This window comes from Moorena sp. SIO3I6 (assembly GCF_010672095.1).
Genome location: NZ_JAAHHU010001661.1, coordinates 1 through 1091 on the forward strand (window position 1 = coordinate 1; position 1091 = coordinate 1091).

General features: G+C 39.2%; 2 protein-coding genes. Both read right to left on the reverse strand.

Annotation, left to right across the window (positions count from 1 at the left end; all coding sequences use genetic code 11):
* Positions 1–5 precede the first annotated feature (5 nt).
* Positions 6–335 carry a XisI protein gene (locus F6K49_RS52095; protein WP_293110898.1) on the reverse strand — a complete coding sequence of 110 codons (330 nt, stop codon included), beginning with the start codon at positions 333–335 and terminating at the stop codon, positions 6–8.
* Positions 323–739 carry a XisH family protein gene (locus F6K49_RS52100; RefSeq protein WP_293110900.1) on the reverse strand — a complete coding sequence of 139 codons (417 nt, stop codon included), beginning with the start codon at positions 737–739 and terminating at the stop codon, positions 323–325. Before F6K49_RS52100 ends, F6K49_RS52095 begins: the two co-directional genes overlap by 13 nt.
* Positions 740–1091 lie beyond the last annotated feature (352 nt).

A 1091-nucleotide genomic window follows, 5' to 3' on the forward strand; every position in this document is an offset into this window, starting at 1 on the left:
ACAGGCTACCGGTGAGCATATCCAGTAAATTGCCTTTTGAAGGGAGACTTAAATCCTAAAACTATATGCTTTTGGGGAACTCCTGCTTCAACTAATTCATTAGCTACTCCCACTTCAGTGCCATCACTCTGAATCCAAATTTTATTATCTTTGATATCAATATGAATTAAGCTTCCGTATTCTCGTCGTTGGTCATACCAGCCCACTACCATCACTAAATAATGATTGCGCTCACTATCAAAAATCATTTGAACTTCTGTCTGATCATCGTTAAGATTGATAGCGTGGGCTTTCAGGATTTGTTGGACTAATTCATGATAGTTTAATGTTTCCATGATGATATCTCCTCTGTCTTAGGATCAAAAATTAGCAATTTTAGCTGATACTCTTCAAGAGCATCCTGAATAAAGGGGCGACGGAAAAACGTATTGTACGTATCGGTAGGAACGGCTAAGTATAAAACAAAATTAGGTAATGTTTGCTTTAATGCTAATCGATAGTTTAGGAATTGACCAAGGGCGACGTGAAACTCTGACATTTCTGATTCTTGTAAAAAACTTTTGATTTCTACCGCTATGCTTTGATTATCTTTCTGGGCTGCAATTAATTGTTCGGCTGCTAAGTCTATATACATTTCCGATCCGCCAACTTTGATGTATAGAGGATCTTTAGTTATCAGCCAGCCATCTTTTTCCAGGGCTAACCGAACGGTGTTGTGAAAAATATCCTTGGCTGGCATAGAAAGATGGGCAATTGGAAATGACTTAGGCTTTTTAAGATTTATTATAACTGAGATCGATATAAAAAATTACTCCCGCGCTCTACCGTAACGTCAGCATCGGGAGGAATTTCAGCGGAATTATTAAATTGAGAGTATAGGGTAAGAGTTAAACAAGGTTTAACTACTGTTGGCCACACTCGCCTACCCCAAATTTAGCTATGTCCCTCTATAACTAAAACGATCTCACCAGGGAGTTTGTGACATTTTTTTCGACTTAGAGTCCTGTTTTAAGAACTTCCGCCGCTAAAATCTGGGGCCGGGTACAAACAGATTGGCCACTTTAAACTCTTTCGCTCCCACTTCCGACAGC